A 24,939-nucleotide genomic window follows, 5' to 3' on the forward strand; every position below is an offset into this window, starting at 1 on the left:
TCGGACTAACGCAACGACTTAGCTTTAAGGAGCTTATATATGCCCGCGCCCGGCAAATCCATAGAGACGAAGTCAAACCCCATCCGTTTTCACGCGGTGACGCTCGCCACCTTCTTCGGGGCCTCGGCGGCGCCGACGCCGCTTTACCGGATCTACCAGGAAGCCTTCACCGTTTCTCCCGTGCTGATCACGGTCATCTTCGCCGTTTATGCCTTCGCGCTGCTGCTTGCCTTGTTGATCGCCGGCTCGATCTCCGACCATCTCGGCCGCAAGCCGGTGATCTTTTCGGCGCTCGTGCTCGAGATCATCGCCATGGCGCTGTTTGCCGCCGCCAGCGGACCGGACTGGCTAATCGCGGCGCGGATCATGCAGGGGCTGGCGACAGGCATCGCCGGCGCTTCGATCGGTGCTGCGCTCGTCGATGTCGACAAGGCCAAGGGGCAGCTGGTGAACTCGATCGCGCCGCTATCCGGCATGGCGATCGGCGCTTTCGGAACCAGCGCGCTGATCCAGTATGGGCCCTTTCCGCTGCATCTCGTCTACGTGATCCTCCTCGTCGCCTTCGTCATCCAGGCCGGCGCGATCTGGGCAACCAGCGAGACCGCGTCCACGCGGCCGGGCGTATGGGCTTCGCTGAAGCCGCGCGTCGCCATCCCGCCGCAGGTGCGGCGGCCGCTGGCGCTCGTTACGCCGATCAACATCGCCAACTGGACGCTGGGCGGCTTCTATCTCTCGCTCGTGCCGTCTCTGGTGGTCAGCACCACAGGCAGCCATGCGCCGCTGACGGGCGGATCGGTGGTGACGGCGCTGATGGTATCGGGGGCGGTCGCCGTCTATCTGAGGCGCGCCAAATCGGCCAACGCCAACCTCGCCTTCGGGACGCTGGCGACCACGCTTGGCGTGCTCACGGTGGTTGCGGGCGTGCACCTTGCCAGCGTGCCGCTGCTGCTTTTAGGCACACTGCTGACCGGCGTCGGCTTCGGCACGAATTTCCTGGGCGCGATGGGCACGATCATGCCACTTGCCAAGCCGGACGAGCGCGCCGAACTCTTGTCGGCGTTCTATATCCAGAGCTATCTGGCCTTCAGCCTGCCGGCCATTCTCGCCGGTTTCCTGGCGAAGTCGCTCGGGTATCAGCTGACCACGGATATCTACGCGACGGCGATCATTCTCGTCACCTGGATCGGCTTTCTCGGCTTGCGGGCGGAGCGCGCGAGAGCGCAGCGGATCGCCGCCTGAACCCGAAAATCGGGCAACAAAAAAGGCCGGGCGAACCCGACCTTTCGTCCGTCCCGGCGAACCGGAAACGATATATTCGAAACTTAAGCAGCCTGCAGACGGTCTGCGGACATCTTGCCCGAACGCTTGTCGGCAACGAGCTCGTAAGACAGCTTCTGGCCGTCCTTGAGTTCGCGCATGCCGGCGCGCTCAACAGCAGAGATGTGAACGAAAACGTCGGCAGAACCGTCGTCCGGCTGAATGAAGCCGTAGCCCTTGGTTGCGTTGAACCACTTAACAGTACCTGTGCTCATGACGATATCCTTTTATAAATCGTACATAGATGGTGCACACCGAACAAAGCCAGCATGCGATGGAAACCGATTTTGGAGGAAGTTCGCGAGCAACAGCACGAGCGGCCGTAACAAAGTTCATCTAGCAAGATCGATGCGAGGCTTTTACGTGGTAATTGTGTCTCTGGCAAGGCAACTTTAGCGACCAGAGATGCCCGGATCGATCAATTTTTGGGGTGACCGGGCAGACTGAAAAGCCCGCCCGATCATGCGTATGGAAAGGTCGGTCAGGCAGCAGCCTTCGCGCCGGCATAAGGGTCGAAGCGGCCGTAGAAGGTCTCGCCCTTCGCCGCCATATCCCTGAGCAGAGCAGTCGACGCGAAGTGCGGTCCGTAAGAGGCTGCTAACTTCTCGCAGAGCGCCACGAAATTTTTCGCGCCCATGCCGTCGATGTAGGAGAGCACGCCGCCGGTATAGGGCGCGAAACCGAAGCCGAGGATGGAGCCGACATCGGCATCGCGCGGATCGGTGACGATGCCCTCCTCCATGGTGCGCGCGGCTTCGAGCGCGATGGTGACGAGGAAGCGCTGTTTCAGCACCTCGACATCGATCTCGTCGGCCTTCTTCTGCGGGTAGAAGGTCTTCAGCTCCGGCCACAGCGACTTCTTGGCGGGTTTGGCCGGATAGTCGTAGAAGCCCTTGCCGTTCTTGCGGCCGCGACGATCGAGTTCGTCGACCATCTTGTTGATCAGCGCCAGGTGCCTCGGGTCGACAGCTGCTTCGCCGAGATCGGCGACGGTCGCCTTCAGGATCTTCTGGCTGAGATCGATCGCCACCTCGTCGTTGAGCGACAGCGGACCGACCGGCATGCCGGCCATCTTGGCGGCGTTTTCGATCATCGCCGGCGGCACGCCTTCGATCAGCATGTCGTAGGCTTCGTGGATATAACGGAAGACGCAGCGGTTGACGAAGAAGCCACGCGTGTCGTTGACCACGATCGGCGTCTTCTTGATCGCGGCGACGTAATCGAGTGCCACCGCCAGCGCCTTGTCGCCGGTTTCCTTGCCGAGGATGACTTCGGTCAGCATCATCTTTTCGACCGGCGAGAAGAAATGCACGCCGATGAAATCGACCGGCCGCTTCGAGTTCTTCGCGAGGCCGGAAATCGGCAGCGTCGAAGTGTTGGAGGCGAAGACCGCGCCTTCGGGTAGCACCGCTTCGACAGCCTCGATCACGGCCTTCTTGATGTCGCGATCCTCGAAGACGGCCTCGATGACGAGGTTGACGTCCGCGAGATCGGCATAATCGGCCGACGGCGTGATGCGCGCGAGGAGGGCCGCACCCTCATCCTGCGTCAGGCGGCCCTTGCCGACCGAATCCTTCACCAGTCCCTCGGAGACCGACTTGCCCTTAGTCGCGGCTTCCATGTCGCGGTCGATGAGGGTGACGGGAATGCCGGCGGCGGCGGTCACGTAGGCGATCGACGCCCCCATGAAACCGGCGCCGACGACACCCACCTTCTTCAGCTCCGTTTTTGCGATGCCGGCGGGGCGGCGGGCCCCTTTGCCAAGCTCCTGCATGGAGATGAAGAGGGAACGGATCATCGAGAATGCTTCGGTGGTCTGCAGCACCTGCGTGAAGTATCGCTGCTCGATCTTCAGCGCCGTATCGAAGGGAACCTGCAGGCCCTCGTAGACGGATTTAAGGATGGCAAGCGCGCCGGGATAGTTGCCCGCCGTTTCGCGGCGCAGGATCGCCGGTGCGGCCGGCCAGAGCTGGGCAGCCGCCGGTGTCCATATGCCGCCGCCGGGGGCCTTGAAGCCCTTTTCGTCCCAGGGGGCGATCGGCTTCAGGCCGTCCTTGATCATCTGCTTTGCCGCGGGGATCAGTTGATCCGGCTCGACTACCTGGTGGATCAGGTTCATCGCCTTGGCGCGCGAAGCCGTCAGCGACTGGCCCGTTGTCATCATCTGCAGGGCGGACTGGGCATCCGCCAGGCGCGCGACACGCTGCGTGCCGCCGGCGCCGGGAAAGATGCCGACCTTGACTTCGGGAAGCGCGATCTTGACGGACTTGGCATTGGAGGCGACGCGGCCGTGGCAGGCGAGCGACATCTCCAGCGCACCGCCCATGCAGGTGCCGTTGATGGCCGAGACCCAGGGCTTGCCGGATGTTTCCAGCTTGCGGAACAGGCCGGTCATGCGGCCGACGAGATCGAAGAGTTTTTGCGCGGCGGTCGACGGGTCCTTGACCTTCTCCTCGTTGTAGAAGGTGAACATCGCCTTGATCATCGAGAGGTCGGCGCCGCCGGAGAAGCTCGACTTGCCTGAAGTGATGACCACGCCCTTGACGGCGCTATCGGCCACCGTCTGGTCGATGATCGCATTCAGTTCGTCCATCACCTCGGAGGTGAAGACGTTCATCGACTTGCCGGGCATGTCCCAGGTGACGAGGGCAATGCCATCGGCGTCGGTCTCGACGGTGAAATTGGTGTAGGTGGTCATGATGGGATTCCTCTTCCCGTGGAATTCTCTGTTGTGCCAGACCGCCCCTCACCCGGCCTCCGCTACGCTCGGCCACCCTCTCCCCGAGGGGAGAGGAGGATCGTCCACGTTGCGGCTCCTTCCCTTCTCCCCCACGGGGAGAAGGTGGCCCGAAGGGTCGGATGAGGGGGCTACACCCTCTCGATCACAGTCGCCGTGCCCATGCCGGCGCCGATGCAGAGCGTGACCAGCGCGGTGTTGAGATCGCGGCGTTCCAGCTCGTCCAGCACCGTGCCCAGGATCATCGCGCCGGTGGCGCCGAGCGGGTGCCCCATGGCGATGGCGCCGCCGTTGACGTTGATCTTGTCATGGCTAATGTCGAAAGCCTGCATGTAGCGCAGCACCACGGCGGCGAAGGCTTCGTTGAGCTCGAAGAGGTCGATATCGGCGAGCGTCATACCTGATCGCTTCAAGAGCTTCTCGGTGACATCGACAGGGCCGGTCAGCATCAGCGCCGGGTCGGAGCCGATGTTGGCGAAGGCCTTGATGCGGCCGCGCGGTTTCAGCCCCATGCTCTCGCCGCCAGCCTTGGAGCCGAGCAGCACGGCGGCGGCGCCATCGACGATGCCAGACGAATTGCCGGCATGGTGGACATAGTTGATCCGCTCGATCTCCGGATGCGCCTGGATGCCGACGGCCTCGAAGCCGCCCATTTCGCCGGGCATCTGGAAGGACGGGTTAAGCGATGCCAGCGCCTGCATGTCGGTGCCGGGGCGCATGTGTTCGTCGCGATCGAGGATCACGAGGCCGTTCTGGTCCTTCACCGGGATGACCGAGTTCTTGAAGTAGCCCTTTTCCCAGGAATTGGCGGCGCGCTTCTGGCTCTCGACGGCATAGGCGTCGACGTCGTCGCGGCTGAAGCCGTATTTGGTGGCGATGAGATCGGCCGAGACGCCCTGCGGCATGAAATAGGCCGGGAAGTTGACCGACGGGTCCATGAACCAGGCGCCGCCGGACATGCCGAGACCGACGCGCGACATGCTCTCGACGCCACCGGCGATCACGATGTCATCGGCGCCCTGCGCGATCTTGGCGGCAGCGAAATTGACGGCGTCGAGGCCGGAGGCGCAGAAACGGGAGATCTGCATGCCCGGCGCCTTGATGGAATAGCCCGCCTCGAAGGCCGCACCGCGCGGGATCACCGCGCCGGCTTCCATGACAGGATCGACGCAGCCCATGATGATGTCATCGACCGTTTCGGTGTTCAGCCCATTGCGGTCGCGCAGCGCTTCCAGCGTTTTCGCCGCAAGGCGCACCGACGGCACCTCATGCAGCGAGCCATCCTTCTTGCCGCGCCGCGCGGCGTGCGGACGTGATCGTAAATGAAAACTTCGGTCATCCTGTCTCGTCTCCCTAGCGGCGGTTAGGCCGTGAATTTGTCTGCCTCGGGCTTCCCTTCTCCCCCACGGGGAGAAGGTGGCCCCGAAGGGGTCGGATGAGGGGGCGGTTGGCTCGGCCTGACGGCCGATCGCTCCTTCGTCGCTCCCCCCTCATCTCCGGCGCAACGAGTTGCGCCTGATCCTTTCGGACATCTTCTCCCCGCTGGGGAGAAGAGAAAACCAGTGGTCAAAACGCCTCGGCGCTCAATGCCATCATCGTTTCCGCGCCGGTCTCGATGCGCGCCTTGCGCAGCGTCGTTTCCGGCATGATCCGCTCCATGAAGAAGCGGGCGGTGATCAGCTTGTTGCGCAGGAAAGCCTCTCGATCGGTCTCTCCGGCGGCCAGTCCGTCATTGGCGGCCTTGGCCATCTTCGCCCACATATAGCCGAGAATGACGAGGCCGAAGAGATGCATGTAGTCGGTCGAACCGGCGCCGGCATTGTCGGGCTTTGCCATCGCATGCTGCATGAACCACATGGTCGACGCCTGCGCGTCGTTCAAGCCCTTCTTCAGGTTCTTGGTGAAGAAGGTCATCTGCTCGTCGTTGCGGTTCTCCTCGCAGAAATCGCCGATCTCCTTGAACAGCGCCATCACCGCGCGGCCGCCATTCTGGCCGAGCTTGCGGCCGACGAGGTCGAGCGCCTGGATACCGTTGGCGCCCTCGTAAATCATGGCGATACGGGCATCGCGGACATACTGGCTCATGCCCTGCTCTTCGATATAGCCGTGGCCGCCGAAAACCTGCTGGGCCATGACCGCATGGTCGAAGCCCTTGTCGGTCATCACGCCCTTCAGGATCGGGGTAACGAGGCCGAGAATATCGTCGGCCGTCTGTTGCTCCTTCTCGTCCGTCGCGCGGTGGGCGATGTCTGATTTCAGCGCGGTCCAGAGCAGGAAGGCGCGGCCGGCTTCGTTGAACGAGCGGATGGTCATCAGCGCGCGGCGAACGTCGGGATGGACGATGATCGGATCGGCCTTCTTTTCCGGTGCCTTGGCGCCCGACAATGCCCGGCCCTGGATGCGCTCGCGGGCATATTCGGCGGCGTTCTGGTAGGCGATCTCGGCAATCGCCAGCCCCTGCAGGCCGACGCTGAGGCGGGCCTCGTTCATCATCACGAACATGGCGGCCAAGCCCTTGTTCTCGGCGCCGATCAGGAAGCCCGTCGCCTCGTCGTAGTTCATGACGCAGGTGGCGTTGCCGTGGATGCCCATCTTGTGCTCGAGCGCGCCGCAGGAAACCCCGTTGCGTTCCCCGGCCGCGCCATCGGCACCGACCATGAACTTCGGCACGATGAAGAGCGAGATGCCCTTGGTCCCCTCGGGGGCGCCCTCGATGCGGGCGAGAACGAGGTGGACGATGTTGCCGGACATGTCGTGTTCGCCGGCGGAGATGAATATCTTCTGGCCTGAAATCTTGTAGCTGCCGTCGGCCTGCGGCACGGCCTTGGTGCGCAGCAGGCCGAGATCGGTGCCGCAATGCGGCTCGGTCAGGTTCATCGTGCCGGACCATTCGCCGGAGACCATCTTCGGCAGATAGGTCTTCTTCTGCTCGTCGGAGCCGTGGACGATGATGGCGGCGATGGCGCCCTGGGTCAGGCCCGGATACATCATCAGCGACATGTTGGCGGCCGAGGTGTATTCGCCGACGGCGGCATGCAGCGTGTAGGGCAGCCCCTGGCCGCCGAACTCCTCCGGCACGGCAAGCCCCGTCCAACCGCCCTCGCAATAGGCGTCATAGGCCTGCTTGAAGCCCTTCGGCGTCTTCACCGAGCCGTCTTCCTTGCGCGTGCAACCTTCCTGATCGCCGGAATAGTTCAGCGGGAAAAGCACCTCTTCGGCGACCTTGGCGGATTCACCGAGGATCGCCTCGATCATGTCAGGGGTGGCGTCGGCGAAGCCCGGCAGGTTGTTGTAGCGCTCCAGACCCAGCACATCGTTCAGCACGAAAAGCGTGTCGTTTACCGGGGCCTTGTAGACTGGCATCGTTCGAATTCCTCCAATTCGTCAGCCGGGCGAGGCCGGCCTGTGTATGTGTCTTACAAAATATTGACGTTTGCGTAAACGTCAAATTTTGCTGCATCGCGAATTTGTGAGATCGATGCCGGGCGGGGCGGCGCGCAAGCGACGTCAGACGACAGCATTGCCGCGCAATCATCCCGTCAGCGGGTGGCCCGCGACACACTGTGAGGGTGCTATCTTTCCGCCGAGCTTCTCTATAGAACTCATCGCGACTTCAATGACCGGATGCCGCATGACCTCCACTGCCGCTTTCCTCCGCTCCAGCCTGATCATGCTTGCCGTAGGCGTCCTGATCCTGCTCGGCATCGTCGGCTCCTCGCTCTGGCTTGTCCAGGCGAACCGCGAATATTCCGACGAGACGGCATCGCTGCGCCGGGTGCGCAGCGCCATCGTCGGCGTTTTGACCACCGTGCAGGACGCGGAAACCGGCCAGCGCGGTTATCTTTTGGCGAACGACATCGTTTACCTCGCGCCATACACGACGGCGCTGGAAAGCCTGCCCAAACGCCGCCAGAACCTGATCGACAACGTCAAGTCGCAGCCGAGCTACGCGATGCAGCTCGACGCGCTGAACGAAGCGATCGACGGCAAGATGAACGAACTTGCCAAGACGGTCGCGCTGACGCGGGAGGGCAAGACCGCGGAGGCGGTGGCGGTCGTGCGTGACGATGCCGGACTAGTCTACATGAACAAGGTTCGTGCCATTCTCGGCGATTTCCTCGACCAGACCGACGGTCGCCTGCGGGTTCTGGTGGAAAAGCAGCTTTCCGCGGCCAGCACGCTGCAGATGGTGACCATCGGCGGCGCGCTGGCGATCCTTGTCGTCCTGGGCGGGGCGATCCTGATCATCGTCCAGCACGTGCGCGATCTCTCGCTCGCGACCAAGGAGGTCGAGCTGCTCAATGTCGGGCTCGAGGCGCGCGTCAACGAGCGCACCGAGGACCTGATGCGCGCCAACCAGGAAATCCAGCGTTTCGCCTATATCGTCACCCACGATCTCAGGGCGCCGCTGGTCAACATCATGGGCTTCCTGAGCGAACTCGACACGGCCATGAAGGCGGTCTCGACCTATGTGCTCGCGGACAACAAGACGCTGAGCGAGCAGGACATCCAGGATGCACGGATGGCGGTGGAGGAAGACCTTCCGGAAGCGCTCGGCTTCATCCGCTCATCCACCCGCAAGATGGATGCGCTGATCAATGCGATCCTGAAGATCTCCCGCGACGGTCGCCGCAAGCTGCAGCCTGAAAGAATCGACCTCAAGGCGATGATCGACACGGTTGCCGCCAATGTCCACCACCAGCTGGTGGAGACGGGCGGGACGACGGAAACCCGCGTCCGCATCGGCAATATCGTCAACGACCGCTTCTCGCTGGACCAGATCTTCGGCAACCTGTTCGACAACGCGGTCAAGTATCAAATGCCGGGACGGCCGCTTAAAATCGACGTCGATGCCTATCCCGATGGCCCCGGGCGTGTCAGGATCGACGTCAAGGACAATGGCCGCGGCATCGCCACCAATGATCTCGAACGGGTTTTCGAACTGTTTCGCCGGGCCGGCGAGCAGGATCAGCGCGGCGAAGGTATCGGCCTTGCGCATGTGCGTTCGTTAATCCGAAATTTGGGCGGAGACATTACGGTCCAATCCGAACTCGGAAAGGGCAGCACGTTCATTCTGACGCTGCCCGCGGACCTCACAAAAATCGTACGGAGTATGGAACTATGAAAGCAACCGGTCAGGAAGTCACGATCGTGATGATCGAGGATGACGAGGGCCATGCCCGTCTCATCGAAAAGAACGTGCGCCGCGCCGGCGTCAACAACGAGATCGTGCCGTTCACGCTCGGCAAGGGCGCGCTCGACTATATCCTCGGACCGGATCGCGACGGGCTGGTCAGCAAGGATCGCTATCTGCTGATCCTGCTCGATCTCAACCTGCCTGACATGTCCGGTCTCGACATTCTCGAGAAGATCAAAACCAACGAGCACACGCGCCGCCTGCCTGTCGTGGTTCTGACCACGACCGACGACGAGCGCGAAATCCAGAAGTGCTACGATCTCGGCGCCAACGTCTACATCACCAAGCCGGTGGACTATGACGGCTTCTCCACCGCGATCCGCAATCTCGGCCTGTTCTTCTCCGTCATTCAAGTTCCCTAACGAGTAGCCAAAATCTGTGCGCATCCTTTATGTCGATGATGATCCGGCCCTAGCCCGCCTTGCAACGCGGGTGCTTGCGCGCAGCGATTTTACGGTCGTCCATGCCCCGTCCATCGAGATCGGGCTCGAGCTTTTCGCGGCAGAGACCTTCGAGGCCGTCGTTCTCGACCATTATTTCGAGAACCAGACGGGCCTGAACTTTCTCGAGGCGATCGCCGAGATCGGCAAGCCGACGCCGGTTCTCTACGTCACCGGATCGAGCGACGCCGACGTCGCCATCCGGGCGCTGAAGGGCGGGGCCGCGGATTACGTCGTGAAGACGGCGACGGACGATTTCTTCCCGCTTCTGATCAGCGCGCTCAACCAGGCGATGGAGAATTCCCGGCTGCGCAGCGAGAAAGAGGAGGCCGACCGGCAGCTCGTCGTCGCCAAGGAGCGGGCGGAACTGCTACTCGCGGAGATGAACCACCGTATCGCCAACAGCCTGTCGCTGGTTTCGGCGATGATCCGCATGCAGATGCAGATCGCCGGCAGCGAGGAGACGAAGACGGCGCTCAACGAGACGCAGAACCGCATCACGGCGATCGCCGGCGTGCATCGCAGCCTCTACACCTCGGAGATCATCGGCGAGGTCGAGCTCGACGTCTATCTCGGACCGCTGCTGGCCGAGCTACATGGCAGCAGCACGATCGCCCGCGGCATCACGCTGAAATCGCAGCTGTGTCGGATCTCGACCACGGCCGACAAGGCCGTCGCGCTGGGTGTCATCCTGATCGAGCTCGTCACCAACGCGACGAAATACGCCTACACGGCTGGCACCGGCGAGGTGCGCGTCGTGCTTGATGCCACGGAGGATGGTTTCGCGGTGCTTTCGGTCGAGGACGACGGGATCGGCTATGACCGCAGCGTCGGCCCGAAGGGAACAGGCCTCGGGACGCGGCTGATCAACGCCATGGGCACGACGCTCGGCGCCGAGATCAGCTACGGACGCGACGGCAAGGCGGCGGGCACCTATGTCGCCGTTCGCTGGCAGCAGTAACACATCCCACTCTTGACATAGCTTGCGGCCGGTCGTCTGGCGGGCGCGCCGCAGGTATCGTTTGCTTCCTGCCGAAGACGCGCTAAACTTCGTTGGCTAACCGACGAAAAAGCTTAGGAGGAGCGATTTCATGAGACGGATGTGGCCCGAAGAGTTCAACTTCGTTCTGGACAATGCAGAAGAAGTAACACTCGATCTTCCCGCGATAGAACATGAGGACGGCTCGCGCAGCGAGGCAATCAGCCGACAGGCGTTGAAAGTCCGCATTCCGATGGAGGATTACGAGCGCATCTGGCCGCTGGCGGAAGCCCGCTACCGGCTCGACGGCCGAAACCTCGGCAAGGCGGTGACGCTGATCACCACCAATCCGCATTACCACGCCTGGCACCCCGCCGATGGCGGTACGGTCGACAACGTCACCGAAGGCGGACGCCACTTCACCACCAAATATGTGGTCGTGCACTTCCTGCTCGACGACGTCAGGGAGACGGCGGCGGCCTGAGCCGCCGCTTTTCCCTCACTCGCGGCGATCAGGCCGCGTCCAGCGCCTGGGTCAGATCGGCAATGAGATCGTCTGGATGCTCGATGCCGATCGACAGCCGAATGGTGGAATCCAGGACGCCGATCCTTTGACGCACATCGGCCGGAACGCCGGAGTGCGTCATCGTCGCCGGATGGCTGGCGAGCGATCCCGTGCCGCCCAGGCTGACGGCGAGCTTGAAGATCTGCAGCGCGTTGAGGAATTTGAACGAGGCCGGCTGGCCGCCTTCGATATCGAAGGAGAAGGTCGATCCGGCGCCGGTGCATTGCGCGGCGAAAGTGCGGCCGAGCGGCGATGACGGCTCGTGATACGGAAGATAATGGATCTTCCTGACCTTCGGATGCGCGCGCAGGAAGTCGGCCACCGCAAGCGCGTTGCTGTTGGCGCGTTCCATGCGGATCTGCAGCGTTTCCAGCGAGCGGCCGAGCATCCAGCAGGAGTGCGGATCGAGCTGCGTGCCGATCGCGCCTCTCAGCGCCTTGACCTGCTTCATGACGGCCTTGCTGCCCAACGCCGCGCCTGCGATCAGGTCGGAGTGCCCGCCGACATATTTGGTCAGCGAATAGAGCGAGATGTCGGCGCCGTGTTCGATCGGGCGCTGGAAGACCGGACCGAGCAGCGTGTTGTCGCAGGCGACGATCGGCGTGTGGCCCTGCTTTCTACCGATCTCATCGGCGATGCGGCGCATCATCGCGACATCGACGAGGCTGTTGGTCGGGTTCGCCGGCGTTTCCACGAGGATCATCGACACACGGCCCTTGGCCATCGCCTGTTCGGCGGCGGCGCGCACCGAGTTCTCGTCGACGCCATCGGCGAAGCCGACGGCCGCGACGCCGAGATTGAGGAAGGTCTTGGCGAGCAAGGTTTCCGTACCGCCATAGAGCGGCTGCGAGTGCAGCACCGCATCACCCGGGCGCACGAAGGCGAGCAGCGTCGTGGCGATGGCCGACATGCCGGACGAGAACAGCGCGCAGCTTTCCGTGCGCTCGTAGACGGCGAGGCGATCCTCGACGATCTCGCTATTCGGATGATTGAAGCGCGAATAGACGAGGCCGGCCCCCTGCCCCGCCGGCGGCTCGCGGCGGCCGGAGACATAATCGAAGAAATCGCGGCCATCCTCTGCGGACTTGAACACGAATGTCGAGGTCAGGAACACCGGCGGCTTGACCGCGCCCTCGGAGAGTTCGGGATCGTAGCCATAGTTCAGCATTTGCGTTTCGGGATGCAGGGCGTGATTGCCGATATGGGTCTTGGAGGGATGCGGCGCGGTCATGATCGTCTCCTGCTTCAAAGATGGATTGATGACGGCAAAATATATCGAAATGCGTGCGGTGTTATTGCTATTTGGAGCGCGGCTGCGATGTTGGAAGCAACATCGTGCGAGAGCGGAGAAGATTGCATGCAGAAAGTTGCGGATGAGATGGACAGGCGGATTCTGAAGGAACTGGCCGGCGACGCGCGGCTTGCCAACAACGAACTCGCCGAGCGCGTCGGCCTTTCCGCCTCCGCCTGCCTGCGCCGCTTGCGGCGGCTCGAGGAGGCCGAGATCATCCAGGGATATACCGCGCTGATCGATCCCGCCGTCAACGGCTGGACGATGACGGCGCTTGCCTCGATCCGCCTCAGCCGCCAGCACGAGGACGAGATCCGGATGTTCGAGAATGCCGTGCGCGAATGGGACGAGGTGCTGGAGTGCCATCTCGTCACGGGGTCGCGGGACTACGTGCTCAAGGTGATGAGCTCGGGGCTCGACGACTACGAGCGCTTCGTCAAGGAGAAGATCGCGCGGCTGAAATGCGTCGACACGATCGAGACGAGCTTCGTGATGAACACGATCAAGGCGCGCCGGATCTAGCGCTTCGCCTTGCCCTCCTTGTCGGCCGACACCCGGCGGCAGCGGTGGTATCCGCCTGAGCCTGCTTGTACATTAGAAGACCGGTTTCGGCACGAAATCGGCCGTGGCACCCGCAAAAGTTAAAAAATCTCCACACCGGTTAACGGGTTATTTACCACGTTCCGTGAAAGGTGACGGTTGAGCATTGGTGTCCTGCATTCCTTCTTTCAAGTCTCGCGTTTTATGGAATGCGCGCCACACGTACAGCTTGAGGAAAGCCTAATTGAATATCCTCTTATGGACGATGCTCTCTGATCCGCATTCGTTGCGGCTCTGACGGAAAAGCCAATGATCGGCCCTGACGAGGGTGCGAACAGATAAGCGAGCAAGAAGATGAACGGATCGCGATCACATTCTCCCCGGCCTTCCGACAGGGCGTCGCTTGACGCGCTGAACCGCACGATCGAGGGATTGGAAGCACGGATCGAAGGCTTGATCGGCAGCGGGGTGCGCGAGCAGCGCAATCGCCCGCCGGCGCCCGAACGCGAACCCGCCCCCGCCAGCTACGCCCCGCGCGCGCCATACGCCGCCGCCGAGCCGCGTCCCGATCCGCTCGCCGAGATCCGCCAGCGCCAGCGCATGCTGGACGCAAGCCGCGAGCGTGCCGCCCGCGAGACCACTCCTTACGCACCCCGCGAACAGGCGACGGCCTATGCGGCCCAGCCGGCACCCGCACACACGCCAGCGCCGCAGCCGCGCGCGGCCGTCCAGCCGCCGCAGGCACCCGTCGCCCATCAGCGCGGTGCCGAAGACACGATGACGGAAATCGCCCAGGCGCTCGTCAGCCTGCGCCAGGATCTGAAGCGCGATATCTCCGAGGGGGTTGCCCGGGAAATGGACGCGCTGCGCGGCGAACTGCGCGAGATCAAGGCGACGGCCGCCGACCGCCCCTTCGCCGAAGACATTCATGCCGACATGAGCCGGCTTGCCGACAGCATCAACCATCTGGCCGCGCGCTCGGAGACCTCGGAAGCCCATGGCCTGCGCGGCGAATTCGAAGACCTGCGCTCGCTGATGGACGGGCTGGCGCGCGAGGATTCGCTGCGCCACATGGACCAGCGCTGGGACGGCTTCGAAAACCAGTTGCACGCGCTCGACACGTCAGGCCTGCAGGAAGAGCTGGTGGCGCTTGCCTACCGCCTCGACGATATCAAGCGCCATATCGGCGGCATGGGCGAGAGCCCGGCCGTCAAGGCACTCGAAGACAAGCTCATCTCCATCGCCACGGCGATGGAGCAGTTCGGCAGCATGATCCAGCCGCATGACCGGGCGATGTCCGAGCAGTTCGCGTCGATGGACAGCCGCCTCGACGAAATCAGCCGCGCGATCGCCGCGACCGGCCGCGCCGCGACGTCGGGCGACCCGGCCGCCATGCACCGCCTCGAGGGACGGTTGAGCGGCCTTGCCGAACAGATCGAGATGATGGGCCAGAGCGTGGCAAGCCGCGCGAGCCCGGCCGACGGTCTCGCCGAACGGCTGGAAGCCCTGACCGCGCGTGTCGAGGAAGTCGCCAATGCCGAGGCCACGTCGCGGCTCGACGAACGGCTCGAACATCTGGCCTTCCTGCTCGAAAAGAGCCAGCGGGCCGCTCCGCAGCCGGAACTGACCGGCGCGCTCGCCGATATCTCGCGCAAGATCGACGCGCTGGAGAACGGCGCCGTCAACGACGCGCTGGCGCAGCGCCTAGACTATCTCGCCCGCCGCATCGACGAGATGGAATTCCAGCCGCAGCAGGCGATCCAGACCCCTGTCGATGACGCCGCATTCCTGCGCATCGAGGACCGGCTGAGCGATATCGCCGCGCGTCTCGACGAAAGCTCGGCAGCGCCCGCGACCGACGCGAATGCGCTGCGCAACCTGGAAGACCAGATCGCCAATCTTTCCGCGCTGATGAGCGAGCCGCGCCCGAGCACCGAGATCGCCATCGATTTCGACCGCCGCATGGGCGCGATCGAAGACTATATGGCGACCAGCGACGAATATATCGTCGAAGCCGCCCGCCAGGCGGCTGAAGCGGTTGTCGAGGCCTATTCGCGCAATGGCGCCCTGGCGGGCGGTGGTGCCGGCGTCGACATGTCGGCGCTCAACGCGCTGGCGGCCGATCTGCGCCATCTCGAGGATCTGAGCCGCAGCGGCGAGGAGCGCACGCACAAGACCTTCCAGGCGCTGCACGAGACGCTGGTGCACATCGCCGACCGGCTGGACGACATGGAAAGCCGCACGGCCCGTCCGCCGGCGCGGATGCCGACCGCCGACGTCGATTTCAACGTCGATCCCTATGCGATGACGCAGGCCGGCGCCGAAGAGACCGAGAGGCCCGCCGTGTTCGGCACACGCGTGCCGGAAGCGGTGCGCAAGACCGAAACCACGCCAGAGCCGGCCGCACCCGCGATCGCTCCATCCGACACCAGCGCCATTGCCATCGAGGCCGCCAGCAAGCCCGCCGCAGCCGCCAAGGGAAGCCTGCTCGTCAGCCTCGGCAAGCGCCTGCTGCCGTCGAAGAAGGCCAAGACCGGCGAACGCGCCGTCATCGACCCGGCTCCGTCGATCGATCCTGTTGACGTGATGCCGGCGGAAGCGGCCAACGAACCGCTGGAGCCGGGTTCCGGCGCACCCGACGTCAAGAAGATCCTGGAACGCGTCCGCGCCAGCCAGAACGCGGCCCGCACCAATCCGAAACCGGAAAGCGATACGGATCGCGCCGACTATATCGCGGCCGCCCGCCGTGCCGCGCAGGCTGCCGCTCTCGAAGTCGACCCCAGCGGCAAGACCGCGTCGGTGAAGGGCGAGAAGAAGGCGAAGATCAAGGACCCGACCAGGGAATCAGGCAAGGGCAGCGCGTTTTCGCGCTTCCGGCGTCCGATCCTGCTTGCCGTCGGCGCCGTGCTTCTGGCGATCATGGCGTTTCCGCTTGCCCGCACGCTGACATCGGGCGCGCCCGCGCCGACCGCGGAAGTGGCGACGATCACCGACGGACAGAACGGAACTCTACCGGCCGACAGCGAAACCGCGCCAGAGCCTTCGGCGCCCGTCGCCGCAGCGCCGGAGGCACCCTCCGTCTCGACGCAGACCCCGCCGGTGACGGCGGACACCGCGCCGGCGCCGACCGAGCCCGGCACGCCCGAGCGCCTGACCGAAGCCGCACCGCTCGGCGGCAGCGGCACGCTCTCGCCTTCCGGCGCTCCGCAGGACACATCGGCATTCACCGCCAACGACCCGGCACCATCGGCAGCCGCGACGGCGCCGACCGCCGAGATCGCCGTCCCCGACACGATCCAGCCGAAGTCGCTTTCGGATGCGGCAAAGTCCGGCGATCCGCTGGCGCTGTTTGAAATCGGCGCACGCTACAGCGAAGGCCGCGCGGGCGTGACCGCCGATGCGAACCAGGCGCTGAACTGGTATCAGCTGGCGGCCGACAGGGGCTTCGCCCCGGCGCAATACCGCCTGGGCAGCATGTACGAGAAGGGCAACGGCGTTGCCCGCGACGCCGACAAGGCCAAGCAGTTCTACGAACAAGCCGCGAGCCAGGGCAACGCGAACGCGATGCACAATCTCGCCGTGCTCTACGCCTCCGGCGCGCTTGGACAGCAGGACTATTCGGCAGCGGCCAACTGGTTCACAAAGGCCGCCAACCTCGGCATCACCGACAGCCAGTTCAACCTGGCGATCCTGTGCGCTCGCGGCAACGGCGTGCCGCAGGACCTGACGGAATCCTACAAGTGGTTCGCGATCGCGGCCAAGGGCGGCGACAAGGACGCTTCGCAGAAGCGCGACGAAGTGGCAAATGCCATGAAGCCGGATCAGCTGGAAAAGGCCCGCGCCAAGGCGGATCTGTGGAAGGCCGAGCCGCTCGACAACAAGGCCAACGGCATCCAGGTTCCTGACGAATGGGCCGGCACCGGCGCCGGCATCAAGACATCCAGCGTCGACATGAAGCGGGCGATCCGCAACATCCAGGCGATCCTGAACAATAACGGTTTCGACGCCGGCCAGCCGGACGGTGAAATGGGAACCAAGACGGTTGCCGCGATCAAGAGCTTCCAGAAGTCGATCGGCCAGGAGCCGAGCGGCAAGATCAACGACGCGACCGTCAAGGCGCTGCTGGAACGCAACAAGGCGCCGTCGACCAAGGCCTGATCGAACAAGGGCTCGCTACACATCCCCGCGAACCGTCGTTCGCGGGGGATTTTCGTTTGATTGAAGATCGCCTGACCAAATGCCTTTCGCCGGTGTGGGTTTAGTCCGGCATGATCAGCGAGCGGTGGGCGGCAACGCCGGCCATCACGCCCGCGGCCGAGGCCATGGTCGCATTGGCCATCGCGACCGCCGCATCGCCGGCGGCATAGACGCCCTTGACCGTGGTCTGCTGAAAATTGGCGACGCGGATGAAGGGGCCGGTGGGACCGGCTTCCAGCGCGCAGCCGAGCCGCTCGGCAAGGGGGGCTCGCGAGATGCGTCTTCGGCGCGACGAACAGGCCGCCGAGCGGCACGACGCGGCCGTCCTTGAGCCGGACGGCTTCCAGCTTGGTCTGTTCTCCCAGCAACTCGACGACCGGGCTGCGGACAATGGTGACGCCGCGCGCATCGAGCAACGCCGCCTGCTCGGGATCCGGCTCCCATTCTCCTTGCGTGAAATAGGTGGTCGGCCCCCAGTCCGGGATCATCTGCGCCTGATGAACCGACATCGGGCCGCCGGCAAGCACGCCAAGCGGCTGGTCGGCGACTTCGTAGCCATGGCAATAGGGGCAATGCATCACGGTCTTGCCCCAGCGCTGTTGCAATCCATCGATATCGGGAAGCTCATCGCGAACGCCGGTGGCGAGAACGACGCGGGCGGCGCGCAGCGTTTCGCCATCGGCAAGCGTCAGCGAGAACACATCCCCTTCCCTGCCGATGTCGGTCGCTTCGCCCTCCAACTGCGTCACCGTCCTGTAGAGGGCGAGCTGGCGTGAGGCCTCGGCGATGATCGCCTCGGGTGCCTTTCCATCCTGGCCGAGAAAGCCGTGGGATGCGGCGGCGAAGCGATTGCGCGGCTTGCGGCCGTCGACGACCAGCACGTTGCGGCGGGCGCGGGCGAGTTGCATGGCGGCGGACTGGCCGGCGAAACTGCCGCCGACAATGATGACATCGTAAATCATGACGTGCTCCTATCTCTCGCATCTTCATATGTTACATAAAAGCCTGTCGTCAAGACACGTAACCTATCTTGTTACAAATGATCGCCGGCGCTACATTGCTCGCAACAGGAGTAAGCGAATGAGACGCGACAGCCGCCTTTCGCGTATGCTGCACGTGCTGATCCACATGGACCGGCACTACAAGCGCGCGACATCGGAAACCATTTCGAAAATGCTCGGCACCAACGCGGTCGTCGTCCGGCGGACCATGGCGGGCCTGCGCGACAGCGGCTATGTCCGATCCGAGCAGGGGCATGGCGGTGGCTGGGAGCTCGCCCGCGGCCTCGACCAGATCACGCTGTTCGACATCTACGAAGCGATCGGCAAGCCGCCGCTGTTTGCGATCGGACCATCGGTCGATCAACCGGAATGCCTGGTGGAACAGGCCGTCGATGCGAAACTCGGCGATGCGCTGAAGGAGGCCGAGGCCTTGCTGCTCGAGCGTCTTCGCACCATCACCATCGCCGACATCGCGGCCGACTTCGACCGGCGCATGCCGGAGGGGCGATGCAATATTCACACGGAACAATCGGCATCCGCCTGAATTTACGCGAAAGGCGCGGATCTTTTGCGGAAGCTGGCCGACAGCACTTGATCCATTGCCGACCGATCATTTAAGCCTTGGCGACGCCGGGGAGAGGCTTCGGGCAGCGCAGGGATTTATCGCATCATGGAAATATTCACATCCGCCGGCTTGCTGGCGCTTCTGCAGGTCATCGTCATCGACCTGGTCCTGGCCGGCGACAATGCCGTCGTGATCGGGCTCGCGGCCGCGGCCTTGCCCCCGATCAGCGCAAGAAGGCCATTCTGGTCGGCATCATTGCCGCCACCGTGCTGCGTATCGCGCTTGCCAGCGTCACCGTGCAGTTGCTTGAAATCATCGGCCTGCTGCTCGCAGGCGGTATCCTGCTTCTATGGGTCTGCTGGAAGATGTGGCGGGAAATCCGCGCCAACAGCGCCCAGGACGCCGACGGGCAGAATGGCGAGGGCACACAGGCGCCGCGCAAGACCTTCTTCCAGGCCGCGACGCAGATCGTCATCGCCGACGTGTCGATGTCGCTCGACAACGTGCTCGCGGTCGCCGGCGCGGCCCGCGAACATCCGACCGTGCTGGTCATCGGCCTGATCCTGTCGATCGCGATGATGGGTATTGCCGCAAACTTCATCGCGCGCCTCCTCAACCGCTATCACTGGATCGCCTATGTAGGCCTGGCGATCATCCTCTATGTCGCCTTGAACATGATCTATCGCGGCACGCTGGAAGTCTGGCCGTACATGGCAGCGGCAACCGGCGGCTGACGCCCGCGGCCCCTTTTCAGGGGCCGTTGACGAGTTTCAGGATGAGCGCCTGCACAGTGCCGCCGTCGCTCATCTCCACTCTATCGAAATCGCGGCCGCGCTGGCGCTGCCTTGCGGATATCTCGCCGAGGCGCTCGGTGAGATTGGCGCGTATCTTGCCGCAGTCGGGATCGTCGGGCGCGGAAAAGCCGAGGCTCAGCGTCTCGATCTCCTTCACCATGTCGACGATGGTGTCTGCGTGCACGCGCTCATGCGTGCGGATGGCTTCTATGAAACTGTTCCAACCGGCCTGAACCGATGGCGAGAGCCGGGAAGACGGCTTGGGCAATGTGTAGATGATCGTCAGCTTCGGCCTGGCCACCGTCAGCTTGCAGGCGTTATCCGGCTGCCGCTCGTATTTGCGCGTCCATGTCAGCTTGAAGGTGGTGTGGGCGATGACCCGCGCCTGACCGCCGACCTCGGGACCGCGCTCGCCGATCGAGCGGTAGAGCTCGGCGCCGGTCGTGCCGGTTATGGCATAGTTGCGCACGTCTTCGACCGGCTTCCACTGCGCCGATGCCACGGCCGGCGCCGACGCGATCAGCGCGCCGAGCATCAACATTCGGATCGCTGATCTCACATGGTCCCCCGTATCTCGTTGGCGCGGCCAATCTAGAGAGCCGCCCGTCGCCGTTCAATCGTGCCAGCGGACGTTCGGCCGATCTTCACCACCCTCCTTGGCACTTGCGGCGAACAGTGTGCCGCGATTGTCACAAAACCTGAAAAAAGCCTGATTAATCAGAATTCTTCGCGTATTGAGGAGACACGGTGTCGCTGATCGAAAGCCTATCGCAACGATTTCAGGCTAGGGTGTCTCATTCGCACAAGATGTGGGGAAGGCAACGGCCCGTGGGGTCGTGCGCAAATCGGGGTCGGCTGTGACAATCTATCTGCCCATCGCAGAATTGTCGGTGAACATTTTCATCATCCTCGGCATGGGTGCGGCCGTCGGCTTCCTGTCCGGCATGTTCGGCGTCGGCGGCGGCTTTCTCATCACACCGCTTCTGATCTTCTATAACATCCCCCCCCGTCGTCGCCGTTGCCACCGGCGCCAACCAGGTGGTGGCCTCGTCGATTTCGGGCGCACTCACCCATTTCAGGCGCGGGACGCTGGATGTGAAGCTCGGCTCGGTGCTTCTGGTGGGCGGCCTGGCGGGCGCGACAGTCGGCATATGGGTGTTTTCGCTGCTGCGCCGGATCGGTCAGCTCGATCTGATCATCTCGCTGATGTACGTGCTTTTCCTCGGTACGGTTGGCGGGCTGATGCTGTTTGAAAGCATCAACGCCATGCGGCGGGCGTCGAAGAACATTCCGCCGGCGCCGCGCCGGCCGGGGCATCACCACTGGGTTCATCGCCTGCCGCTGAAAATGCGCTTCAAGAAATCGAAGATCTTTCTCAGCGTCATCCCGATCATAGCGCTCGGCTTTGGCATCGGCATCCTGACGTCGGTCATGGGCGTGGGCGGCGGGTTCATCATGGTGCCGGCGATGATCTATCTGCTGCGCATTCCGACCAACGTCGTCGTCGGGACCTCGCTGTTCCAGATCATCTTCGTCACCGCCTATACGACTGTGGTGCAGGCAGCGACCAACTTCTCGGTCGATATCGTGCTTGCCTTCATCCTGATGATCGCCGGCGTGATCGGCGCGCAATACGGCGTCCGCGTCGGCCAGAAGCTGCGCGGTGAACAGCTGCGCGCGCTGCTCGGCCTTTTGGTTCTGGCCGTCGGCCTTCGCCTGGCCGTCGCGCTGGTCGTCACACCGAGCGACATATATTCGGTCGCGATAGGTGGCAACTGATGCGTCGTCTGCTGCGTGCCCTGCTCTTCTCCCTGATGCTGCCAACGGCCGCCGGCGCGCAGATGCTGCTGCCGGGACAGGCAACGCAGCCGATTGCCGAAGGGCTGGAAATCGGCACCTCGACCAGCGAGATCGCCATCACCTCCGATTTTCACGGGGCGGATCTGACGATCTTCGGAGCCTTGACCAATACCGACAGCCTGCTGCTGGCGATTGGCCAATATGACGTGGTCGTGGTGCTGGAAGGCCCGCGCGACAATGCCACCGTGCGCAAGAAGGAACGGGTGTTCGGAATCTGGGTCAACACGCGTTCGATGACATTCGAGACGGTGCCAAATTCCTATTCGATGTCGAGCTCGCGCATGCTCAACGATGTAACGACGCCGCTCGATCTGACCGATCGCGGCATCGGCATCGACCACATTCCGCTGACGCCCATGGGCTTTCTCGGCAATGCCAGCAATGTCGGCGAATTCCGCGATGCCTATCGTCGGCTGCAGGAACGCAGCGGCCTTTACGTCCGCGATCCGAGCGGCGTGCGCTTCGTCAGCTCCAACCTGTTCAAGGCCAGCCTGCGACTGCCCGCCAACATTCCGAACGGCGTGCATACGGTTCGCGCCTATCTGTTCAAGAGCGGCAAGTTCGTCACCGAGAAATCGGCGCCGTTGCGCGTGATCAAGACCGGCATCGAGCAGACGATCACCGATGCCGCGCACGAGCAGCCCATACTCTACGGCCTGTTCGCCGTGTTTCTGGCGGTCGTTACCGGCTGGGGCGCCAGCGTGATGTTCCGCAAGGAGTAATCGGTCTTTTCCGGCGACGGCGAGCCCCGCCCCGCTCTCGCCACAAGATGATCACGGCTTCGTCATTGTCTAAAAACCGACCATTAAGATTTACCGGTTAGTAATCTCTCCGACGTCGAGAGGTTTCAGTCATGCGTATCCGTACTCTCCTTGCCGTCGCCATGCTGGCTGTGCTTGCCGGCTGCGCGACCGCGCCCAAACAGACCCGGAACATCTGCGCGGTGTTCGACCAGCGCGACGGGGTGTTCACCAGCTGGCAGCGCTCCGCCGAGAAGGCCGAGAAGAAATACGGCGTGCCGGTGCCGATCCTGATGGCGACGATGTACACGGAATCGGGCTTCCAGCCGAATGCGCGGCCGCCGCGCACGAAGCTGTTCGGCTTCATCCCGTGGAAACGGCAATCGACCGCCTACGGCTATTCGCAGGCGCTCAACGGCACCTGGGATCACTACCAGTCGGCAACCGGAAACTGGAGCGCGCGGCGCACCAACTTCGCCGACGCGATCGATTTCATCGGCTGGTATCACTCGCAGAACAGCCAGACGACGGGCATCCAGCTCAACGACGCCTACAGCCTCTACCTCGCCTACTATTCCGGTCCGAAGGGATATATGCGCGGCGACTGGCGCTCGAACCCGAAGCTGCAGAAGACGGCGCAGCGCTTCTCCAACATGGCGGCGACCTATCAGCAGCAGTTGCAGGGCGGCTGCAGCTGACTTGAATGACAAAGGGCCGGCGATCGCCGCCGGCCCTGTAAACATTCACATCGATATCAGGCGGCCCTGGCCGTCTTGTCGATCGGATGCTGGGCGCGGAAGCCGACGGCCAGGCGGTTCCAGACATTGATGGCGCCGATGGCAACCGTGATGTTCATCATCTCGGCCTCGCTGAAATACGCCTTCAGCGCCTCATAGTCGGCATCGGGCGCACCCGTCTGGGCGACCTTGGTGACAGCATCGACCCAGCCGAGCAGCGCGCGTTCGCGTTCGTCGTAGACCGGCGATTCCTGCCAGACGCACATGAGGTTGATCCACTGTTCGCTCAGGCCGTCATGGCGGGCTTCCTTGACGTGCATGTCGACGCAATAGGCGCAGCCGTTGATCTGCGAGGCCCGCAGCTTGATCAGGTGGATGAAGCGGCGTTCGAGGCCGGACTTCTGCACATAATCCTCGAGCGCGAGCACGGCCTTGTAGGCTTCGGGTGCGGCCTTGGCGAAATTGAAACGCGGTTGCATGGCACTTTCTCCTTTGATGGCTCAGCGAGCCGTTCGACGTTCATGCAGTTCCAGGAACGCGCAGCTTCTGGCTGCGATCGTCCCGTCGTCGATCTCCGCCAGTTCGGCGCCGAGATCGGCAATGGTGGTCTTGGCAAGCTCGGCGCGATAGACGCGCTCGGCCTTCAGCATCGCCGCCGAGATGTTGCACGGCTTGGCAAAGAAGCGGTCCGGCGCCGGGTTCGGCCCGCGCTGGCGAATTTCGTTGCAGCGAAAGGCAGGTGCAGGCCCTTCGACGGCGAGCACGATATCGAGCAGCGTGATCTTCTTTGCCGGCCTCGCAAGGCGATAGCCGCCCTTCGGGCCGGGTACGGTATGAAGGATGCCGGCGCCGGAGAGCGCCTGGAGGTGCTTCAGAAGATAGCTCGTCGAGACGCCGTGAAACTCCGCGAGTGCTGCGGCCGACAGCACGCCACCCTCGGAAAGACCCGAAAGCATCGCCACGCTGTGAATGGCCTGTTCCACACCGTCTCCGAGTTTCATGTGACCGGCTCCTCAATTCATGGATAAAATATATCCATGATTATTCTGCGCGTCAATCCTCTTTCCGCGGCGCCGCGATTGCGCGCGGGACGGTAGACTTTGGGCTTATTCAGCGAAGGCTTGTGAAGCGATCGGGATCAGCTAAGGTTGCATTGTCAAAAACACTTCAAAAGGGAACATCAATGAAGAAGACGATCCTCCTCACGACCGTGGCACTTCTCGCCACGGCGCATCTGGCGTCGGCCGAAGACACCATCCGGATCGCCACCGAGGGCGCCTATCCGCCGTTCAACTACGTGGAATCGGACGGCAGCCTGAAGGGGCTCGACGTCGACATGGCCAAGGCGCTGTGCGAGGAGATGAAGGCCAAGTGCACGATCGTCGCCCAGGATTGGGATGGCATCATTCCCGGCTTGCTCGCCAAGAAATACGACGCGATCATCGCCTCGATGAGCATCACCGAGGAGCGCAAGAAGCAGATCGACTTCACCAACAAATACTACACGACGCCGCTTGCCGTCGCCGTGCCCAAGGACAGCCCGATCAAGGGTGTCTCCGTCGAGGACATGAAGGGCAAGGTGGTCGGCGCTCAGGCATCCACGACGCAGGCCAATTATACCAGCGACGTCTACGCCAAGGGCGGCGCCGAGGCGAAGCTCTACCCGACACAGGACGAGGCCGTGGCCGACCTGCAGAACGGCCGCACCGATGCCCTGGTCTCCGACAAGTTCGTGGTCGTCGACTGGCTGAACAAGGCCGGCAAGGATTGCTGCAAGCTTCTCGGCGACGTGCCCGGAACAGAGACGCAGGCCGGTATCGGCATCCGCAAGGGCGAGACCGAGCTGAAGGAGCGCTTCAACAAGGCGATCGACGCGCTGGTTGCCAACGGCACCTACCAGAAGATCACCAAGCAGTATTTCCCCTTCGACATCTACTGATCGATCGCGTGGCCAAAGTGCGAGGCCCCTCAGGCTTCGC

The 24,939-nt window shown here is 63.3% G+C and carries 18 protein-coding genes and 4 pseudogenes; 13 read left to right on the plus strand and 9 right to left on the minus strand.

Annotated elements, in window-relative coordinates; all coding sequences use genetic code 11:
• Positions 1 to 39 precede the first annotated feature (39 nt).
• Entirely contained in the window at positions 40 to 1,239 is a 1,200-nt protein-coding gene (locus tag P3R82_RS22935; protein WP_283195454.1) for an MFS transporter, read from the plus strand.
• An 83-nt stretch (positions 1,240 to 1,322) separates the two neighbouring features.
• On the opposite strand, the gene P3R82_RS22940 is transcribed toward P3R82_RS22935, so the two are convergent.
• From P3R82_RS22940 to P3R82_RS22955, 4 genes and pseudogenes are all read right to left on the minus strand, one after another.
• The gene (locus tag P3R82_RS22940; protein WP_018898356.1) at positions 1,323 to 1,532 is read right to left on the minus strand and encodes a cold-shock protein; all 210 of its coding nucleotides are present in this window, start codon (positions 1,530 to 1,532) and stop codon (positions 1,323 to 1,325) included.
• 266 nt (positions 1,533 to 1,798) lie between these two features.
• Positions 1,799 to 4,015: an FAD-dependent oxidoreductase gene (locus P3R82_RS22945; protein ID WP_283195455.1), complete on the minus strand. Its 2,217-nt coding sequence runs from the start codon at positions 4,013 to 4,015 to the stop codon at positions 1,799 to 1,801.
• 170 nt (positions 4,016 to 4,185) lie between these two features.
• A pseudogene (locus tag P3R82_RS22950) lies at positions 4,186 to 5,393 on the minus strand (acetyl-CoA C-acetyltransferase).
• Positions 5,394 to 5,620: 227 nt separating this feature from the next.
• Positions 5,621 to 7,417: an acyl-CoA dehydrogenase C-terminal domain-containing protein gene (locus P3R82_RS22955; protein ID WP_283195456.1), complete on the minus strand. Its 1,797-nt coding sequence runs from the start codon at positions 7,415 to 7,417 to the stop codon at positions 5,621 to 5,623.
• Between the two features lie 268 nt (positions 7,418 to 7,685).
• On the opposite strand from P3R82_RS22955, the gene P3R82_RS22960 reads away from it, so the two are divergent.
• The 4 genes from P3R82_RS22960 (at position 7,686) to P3R82_RS22975 (ending at position 11,154) form a co-directional block, all read left to right on the plus strand.
• Positions 7,686 to 9,179, plus strand: coding sequence for a CHASE3 domain-containing protein (locus tag P3R82_RS22960; RefSeq protein ID WP_283195457.1), 1,494 nt, complete (start codon positions 7,686 to 7,688; stop codon positions 9,177 to 9,179).
• Entirely contained in the window at positions 9,176 to 9,613 is a 438-nt protein-coding gene (locus P3R82_RS22965; protein WP_183901515.1) for a response regulator, read from the plus strand. The genes P3R82_RS22960 and P3R82_RS22965 overlap by 4 nt, the downstream gene beginning before the upstream one ends.
• A 16-nt stretch (positions 9,614 to 9,629) precedes the next feature.
• Positions 9,630 to 10,652, plus strand: a complete 1,023-nt coding sequence (locus P3R82_RS22970; RefSeq protein WP_283195458.1) for a histidine kinase dimerization/phosphoacceptor domain -containing protein — start codon at positions 9,630 to 9,632, stop codon at positions 10,650 to 10,652.
• A gap of 130 nt (positions 10,653 to 10,782) precedes the next feature.
• Positions 10,783 to 11,154, plus strand: coding sequence for a hypothetical protein (locus tag P3R82_RS22975; RefSeq protein WP_111561667.1), 372 nt, complete (start codon positions 10,783 to 10,785; stop codon positions 11,152 to 11,154).
• Between the two features lie 28 nt (positions 11,155 to 11,182).
• On the opposite strand, the gene P3R82_RS22980 is transcribed toward P3R82_RS22975, so the two are convergent.
• Positions 11,183 to 12,466 carry a cystathionine gamma-synthase family protein gene (locus P3R82_RS22980; RefSeq protein ID WP_283195459.1) on the minus strand — a complete coding sequence of 428 codons (1,284 nt, stop codon included), beginning with the start codon at positions 12,464 to 12,466 and terminating at the stop codon, positions 11,183 to 11,185.
• A 126-nt stretch (positions 12,467 to 12,592) separates the two neighbouring features.
• Here P3R82_RS22980 and P3R82_RS22985 point away from each other — a divergent pair, with 126 nt between their 5' ends.
• Positions 12,593 to 13,048, plus strand: coding sequence for an Lrp/AsnC family transcriptional regulator (locus P3R82_RS22985; protein ID WP_283195460.1), 456 nt, complete (start codon positions 12,593 to 12,595; stop codon positions 13,046 to 13,048).
• A gap of 372 nt (positions 13,049 to 13,420) precedes the next feature.
• Positions 13,421 to 17,224, plus strand: a complete 3,804-nt coding sequence (locus P3R82_RS22990; RefSeq protein ID WP_283195461.1) for a peptidoglycan-binding protein — start codon at positions 13,421 to 13,423, stop codon at positions 17,222 to 17,224.
• Positions 17,225 to 17,324: 100 nt separating this feature from the next.
• Here P3R82_RS22990 and P3R82_RS22995 read toward each other — a convergent pair.
• Positions 17,325 to 18,225, minus strand: a pseudogene (locus P3R82_RS22995) (NAD(P)/FAD-dependent oxidoreductase).
• Between the two features lie 118 nt (positions 18,226 to 18,343).
• On the opposite strand from P3R82_RS22995, the gene P3R82_RS23000 reads away from it, so the two are divergent.
• A complete protein-coding gene (locus P3R82_RS23000; protein ID WP_183901508.1) occupies positions 18,344 to 18,808 on the plus strand; it encodes an Rrf2 family transcriptional regulator in 465 nt (154 codons plus the stop codon).
• A 126-nt stretch (positions 18,809 to 18,934) separates the two neighbouring features.
• Positions 18,935 to 19,563: pseudogene (locus P3R82_RS23005) on the plus strand (TerC family protein).
• Between the two features lie 16 nt (positions 19,564 to 19,579).
• On the opposite strand, the gene P3R82_RS23010 reads toward P3R82_RS23005, so the two are convergent.
• Positions 19,580 to 20,164, minus strand: coding sequence for a DUF922 domain-containing protein (locus P3R82_RS23010; RefSeq protein WP_283196409.1), 585 nt, complete (start codon positions 20,162 to 20,164; stop codon positions 19,580 to 19,582).
• A 316-nt stretch (positions 20,165 to 20,480) separates the two neighbouring features.
• Here P3R82_RS23010 and P3R82_RS23015 point away from each other — a divergent pair.
• From P3R82_RS23015 to P3R82_RS23025, 3 genes and pseudogenes are all read left to right on the plus strand, one after another.
• Positions 20,481 to 21,402: pseudogene (locus P3R82_RS23015) on the plus strand (sulfite exporter TauE/SafE family protein).
• Positions 21,402 to 22,205 carry a TIGR02186 family protein gene (locus P3R82_RS23020; protein ID WP_183901505.1) on the plus strand — a complete coding sequence of 268 codons (804 nt, stop codon included), beginning with the start codon at positions 21,402 to 21,404 and terminating at the stop codon, positions 22,203 to 22,205. The pseudogene P3R82_RS23015 and the gene P3R82_RS23020 overlap by 1 nt, the downstream one beginning before the upstream one ends.
• A gap of 131 nt (positions 22,206 to 22,336) precedes the next feature.
• Complete coding sequence (locus P3R82_RS23025) at positions 22,337 to 22,921, plus strand: transglycosylase SLT domain-containing protein (protein WP_183901504.1); 585 nt, start codon at positions 22,337 to 22,339, stop codon at positions 22,919 to 22,921.
• Between the two features lie 56 nt (positions 22,922 to 22,977).
• Here P3R82_RS23025 and P3R82_RS23030 read toward each other — a convergent pair whose 3' ends face one another.
• Entirely contained in the window at positions 22,978 to 23,439 is a 462-nt protein-coding gene (locus tag P3R82_RS23030; RefSeq protein ID WP_283195462.1) for a carboxymuconolactone decarboxylase family protein, read from the minus strand.
• Between the two features lie 21 nt (positions 23,440 to 23,460).
• Positions 23,461 to 23,961 carry an Rrf2 family transcriptional regulator gene (locus tag P3R82_RS23035; protein ID WP_283195463.1) on the minus strand — a complete coding sequence of 167 codons (501 nt, stop codon included), beginning with the start codon at positions 23,959 to 23,961 and terminating at the stop codon, positions 23,461 to 23,463.
• Positions 23,962 to 24,143: 182 nt separating this feature from the next.
• Between P3R82_RS23035 and P3R82_RS23040 the strand changes: the two genes are divergently transcribed.
• Positions 24,144 to 24,899, plus strand: coding sequence for an ABC transporter substrate-binding protein (locus tag P3R82_RS23040; RefSeq protein WP_283195464.1), 756 nt, complete (start codon positions 24,144 to 24,146; stop codon positions 24,897 to 24,899).
• The last annotated feature ends 40 nt before the right edge of the window (positions 24,900 to 24,939 follow it).

The organism is Rhizobium sp. AN80A, assembly GCF_030053015.1.
Taxonomy (GTDB): Bacteria; Pseudomonadota; Alphaproteobacteria; order Rhizobiales; family Rhizobiaceae; genus Rhizobium; species Rhizobium metallidurans.

What these genes read in the sequence shown, in the direction of transcription:
- P3R82_RS22940 (WP_018898356.1), bottom strand. Translation starts at nt 1,532, where the DNA reads ATGAGCACAGGTACTGTTAAGTGGTTCAACGCAACCAAGGGCTACGGC.
- P3R82_RS22945 (WP_283195455.1), bottom strand. Translation starts at nt 4,015, where the DNA reads ATGACCACCTACACCAATTTCACCGTCGAGACCGACGCCGATGGCATT.
- P3R82_RS23040 (WP_283195464.1), top strand. Translation starts at nt 24,144, where the DNA reads ATGAAGAAGACGATCCTCCTCACGACCGTGGCACTTCTCGCCACGGCG.
- P3R82_RS22975 (WP_111561667.1), top strand. Translation starts at nt 10,783, where the DNA reads ATGAGACGGATGTGGCCCGAAGAGTTCAACTTCGTTCTGGACAATGCA.
- P3R82_RS22960 (WP_283195457.1), top strand. Translation starts at nt 7,686, where the DNA reads ATGACCTCCACTGCCGCTTTCCTCCGCTCCAGCCTGATCATGCTTGCC.
- P3R82_RS22980 (WP_283195459.1), bottom strand. Translation starts at nt 12,466, where the DNA reads ATGACCGCGCCGCATCCCTCCAAGACCCATATCGGCAATCACGCCCTG.
- P3R82_RS22935 (WP_283195454.1), top strand. Translation starts at nt 40, where the DNA reads ATGCCCGCGCCCGGCAAATCCATAGAGACGAAGTCAAACCCCATCCGT.
- P3R82_RS22955 (WP_283195456.1), bottom strand. Translation starts at nt 7,417, where the DNA reads ATGCCAGTCTACAAGGCCCCGGTAAACGACACGCTTTTCGTGCTGAAC.
- P3R82_RS22985 (WP_283195460.1), top strand. Translation starts at nt 12,593, where the DNA reads ATGCAGAAAGTTGCGGATGAGATGGACAGGCGGATTCTGAAGGAACTG.
- P3R82_RS23035 (WP_283195463.1), bottom strand. Translation starts at nt 23,961, where the DNA reads ATGAAACTCGGAGACGGTGTGGAACAGGCCATTCACAGCGTGGCGATG.
- P3R82_RS23010 (WP_283196409.1), bottom strand. Translation starts at nt 20,164, where the DNA reads ATGTTGATGCTCGGCGCGCTGATCGCGTCGGCGCCGGCCGTGGCATCG.
- P3R82_RS22965 (WP_183901515.1), top strand. Translation starts at nt 9,176, where the DNA reads ATGAAAGCAACCGGTCAGGAAGTCACGATCGTGATGATCGAGGATGAC.
- P3R82_RS23030 (WP_283195462.1), bottom strand. Translation starts at nt 23,439, where the DNA reads ATGCAACCGCGTTTCAATTTCGCCAAGGCCGCACCCGAAGCCTACAAG.
- P3R82_RS22990 (WP_283195461.1), top strand. Translation starts at nt 13,421, where the DNA reads ATGAACGGATCGCGATCACATTCTCCCCGGCCTTCCGACAGGGCGTCG.
- P3R82_RS23025 (WP_183901504.1), top strand. Translation starts at nt 22,337, where the DNA reads ATGCGTATCCGTACTCTCCTTGCCGTCGCCATGCTGGCTGTGCTTGCC.
- P3R82_RS23020 (WP_183901505.1), top strand. Translation starts at nt 21,402, where the DNA reads ATGCGTCGTCTGCTGCGTGCCCTGCTCTTCTCCCTGATGCTGCCAACG.
- P3R82_RS23000 (WP_183901508.1), top strand. Translation starts at nt 18,344, where the DNA reads ATGAGACGCGACAGCCGCCTTTCGCGTATGCTGCACGTGCTGATCCAC.